Raw genomic sequence first — 3,438 nt, 5'->3', positions numbered from 1 at the left:
CCCCCAGGCGTCCACCGCGACCCCCACCCCCAAGACCTCAACCCCGGGCTCCAACCCCCTGCTCGATGAGAGCGGTTGGGAGAAAGCCTCCGGGAGGATCGGCCAGGGTCAGACACTTATCGCGACCCGGCTCTACAATCCGCCCAAGGTCGATCTGCCAGGGAACAAAACCTACACAGACATCGTCCCGATGCAGGGGAGCGTGAGCAAGAGTATCGTGCAGGGCAAGATCGACGGCTGGGCGAAGAACCCGCCGGCCACTCCGCCCAAAGTGCCGGTCTATGAAACGTACAAGAATGCCAACAAACCGGAGGAAGGCATGAAGCTCTCGCTCGCGGGCGATGGCCACCACACCTTCGTCGCCGCGATGAAGACGGGCCAGCCCATCGAGCTGCAGAAGGTGAAGATGGCGGGAGGAGTCAAGATGCCCAATGCCAACAACGACTGGAAGGACTTCAAGTACGATGACTTCAACAAGGGAGACCCCTGGAAGAAGTGAGCGTGGGCTCCGGGAGGCCCGAAGGGGCCTCCAGCACGAGTCCAACCCACGCGGGCCGTCGCCTTCGCCGGAGACTTCATCCAGGACGACGCGGCGCTCGAGCGGGCCCTCCCGGACCTGGCGCCCTTCGTCCGGCGCCGCATCCTCAAGGGCGTGGCACTCGCCCGGAGAGGAGCCCTCGCGGCCCGCCTGCTCCCCTCCGTCCACTCCCGCCACGGTGCCGCCGAGGCCGCCCTCCTCCTCCCCGCCCTGGGCGCGGAGGCGGTGCGCCAACTCCTGCCGCGGCTCGGACACGAGATCCATGCCTGGCGCCCCCCCGCCTCCAGGTCACCCGGGTGGAGGACCTCACGTCCTTCCTCCACTCGGAGGAAGTGCCCATCGTGGAGGGAGCGCTCGGCGCGCTCGCGTGGCTGGACCAGCCGGAGCGGGCGGTGCCCGTGCTGCTGGAGTCGCTCGACGGAGACAGGGCCCGGGTGGCCATGTACGCGCTGCCCGACCCAGACGTCGGCGTGAGCTTCGCGCCTCCTGTCAGGACCGAGCCCCTCCACACGTCCACAGCGCGGTCCGCCTCGGCGTCATTCCCAACGAGAGGGAGGGGTTTTGCGGGTTCCATCACGCGAAGCGTTGCTATCGGAGCTGAATTCCCTGGGGTACGGCGCACGCATCGCGCGAGTGGCCACCCTGGGACGCGACACCCGAGGGGCTCCCGAGCTCACACGGCTCATGGCCGAGCTCCTCTCCGGTGACGCCTACGAGGCGTGCCTCGCGCTCGAGCTGGCCCGTGGCGCTCGCGACGAAGGCCCCCTGCTGCGCGGCCTCACCCATCCCTCCTGCCTCGTCCGCGGCCGGGCCGCCGCCTTCGCCGGGGACTTCATCCAGGACGACGCGGCGCTCGAGCGGGCCCTCCCGGACCTGGCGCCCTTCGTCCGGCGCCGCATCCTCAAGGGCGTGGCACTCGCCCGGAGAGGAGCCCTCGCGGCCCGCCTGCTCCCCTCCGTCCACTCCCGCCACGGTGCCGCCGAGGCCGCCCTCCTCCTCCCCGCCCTGGGCGCGGAGGCGGTGCGCCAACTCCTGCCGCGGCTCGGACACGAGGTCCATGGCTGGCGCACCCTCGTCCACCGCCATCCGGACGTGGTGCTGGGCTTCCTCCAATCGGACCTCGCCCACACACCGGAGCGCGAGCGCGAGCACCGCATCACTACCTACCTGGCGGCACTGGAAGAGCTGTCGCTGGACCATGGCGCGGCGGTGCTCGCCCTGGTCTGGGAACTCCTTCCCCCGGGCGCCCTGTCGAGAAGCGTCGAGTCCACTCTCCTGTCACGGCTCATGCGCAACCACCCCGAGCAGGTCGCCGCGTTCCTCGCACGCCCGGCGTACCGCCAGCACCTGAACAACCGGGGCATCCCCAGGAGCGTGCTGCGCCGGGCCCGGGCCTTCTCCCACGCGCAGCGTGTCGCCCTGGGGCGAGCCCTCGCGGACGCCACACATCACCTCGCGGAACTCCTCGCGGCCCTGCCTCCTTCCGAGCGCGCGGCCGTCTATACCGACACCTTCGAGGGCGAGGCACCGTGCGTCCTGCACTACATGCTGATCAAGGTCCTGCCCCCTGCCCTCCGTGATGCCGAGGCCACGCGCCTGCTCCGCCTCGAGGTGGAGCAGGATCTCACCACCCTCACCCTGCGCGACATCGAGCACGCGCGCGAGCCCCTCCAGAAGGAGGCCTCCTCCAGCAACGCCGAGGAGCGCGCCGCCGCGCTCTCGCTGCTCGTGCACTGCACCGGGCAATCCCGCCGCGGTATGGGGGAGACGCTCGCCTTTCTCGCGCGCATCAAGAACGAGCAGGACCCGGTCCGCGCCTCGGTCATGGGTGCACTGCCATACGTCCCTTCACCCGTCTTCACCTCCGAGCACATCCCTGCCCTGGAGCTCCTGGTGACAGCCGTCCTCGATGCGCGGGATACCTCGAGCGGCACGGAGAGCTTGCTGCGGGAGTTGATCTTCAAGTTCCTCCGCGCTCACGCCACCTCGACAGGGAGCCCCCTCTTCCGCTTCGCCCTCAACACGCTGCGCAAGCTGGCGGGCCGGGCCGGGGCCCTCGAGTTCCCCTCTCTGGAGAACCTGCCGCGCGGCACCGAGCACCTCATCCTCGAGGCCCTGCTCCCCAGGATTCAGGCCTCGGGTCAGCCGGAGCGCAACCGCCTCGTCATCGCCCTGGCCAAGGCGCTCGGAAGGCGCGCGTGGCACCTGGACACCCTCCAGACCCTCCTCGAGCGCATCACCGAGGAAGACACCGATACGTTCGCGCTCCACGCCATCCAGCTCTGGCTCGCTCCGCCGCGCACGCGCGATGCCCGGGTGCGCAAGCTGCTCGACCACGACGAGAGCGTCATCAATCTCGACCCCGTCTTCCACCACCTGCACCGGCACCGGCAGGAGTGGCTGGATCCCTTCCTTCAGGGACGCAAGCTCCCGGGCCGCTTCCGCTTCGGCCGGACGCCCTGGATGCCTCGGCGTATAGGCGGGATAGAAGCCATGTTGAGGGTGAGGGCTGGAGCGCAGGAGCCGAGGAGGGCCACTGACGGGGCCAGCAAGGCCGCGCGCCGCGCCGGTACACGGGACGGTACAACCCCTTGGGGCACACCCCTGCCCTGGCCGCCCTCGCTTGAGCAGAGAGGCAGGGAGTTGGGGCGTATTGACAGCGGCTGCGCCAGGTTCAGCACCACGCCTGCTGGGGTGGTCCCCGGGCCGGGGCCCGCTTCAGAGCCTGCGTGGGAAGTCCCAGGTGCTCCAATATCGAGCGCACCCCTGCCGGGGCCGTCACATACGCCAGCACCTTTCGCCTGCCTCCACAGCGGGCGCAGGCGAACACGTCCAGCGCCAACGTCCTCCTGAGCAACTCGGCCCAGTCTCCTCGCGGCGTCTTCTCCTTCATCGGCTCC

The 3,438-nt window shown here is 69.9% G+C and carries 2 protein-coding genes; both read left to right on the top strand.

What is annotated here, in order from left to right; genetic code table 11:
• Positions 1-499: hypothetical protein (locus D187_RS57255; RefSeq protein WP_211241615.1), on the top strand; the 499-nt coding region annotated here is incomplete at its 5' end.
• Positions 500-1,222: 723 nt separating this feature from the next.
• Positions 1,223-3,391 (top strand): hypothetical protein, encoded by a 2,169-nt coding sequence (locus D187_RS55795; protein ID WP_155893848.1) that lies wholly within the window; start codon positions 1,223-1,225, stop codon positions 3,389-3,391.
• Positions 3,392-3,438 lie beyond the last annotated feature (47 nt).

Source organism: Cystobacter fuscus DSM 2262, from assembly GCF_000335475.2.
Classification (GTDB): Bacteria; Myxococcota; Myxococcia; order Myxococcales; family Myxococcaceae; genus Cystobacter; species Cystobacter fuscus.
Note: the sequence above shows the minus strand (reverse complement) of the source record. Positions and strands in the feature narration are given on the sequence as shown.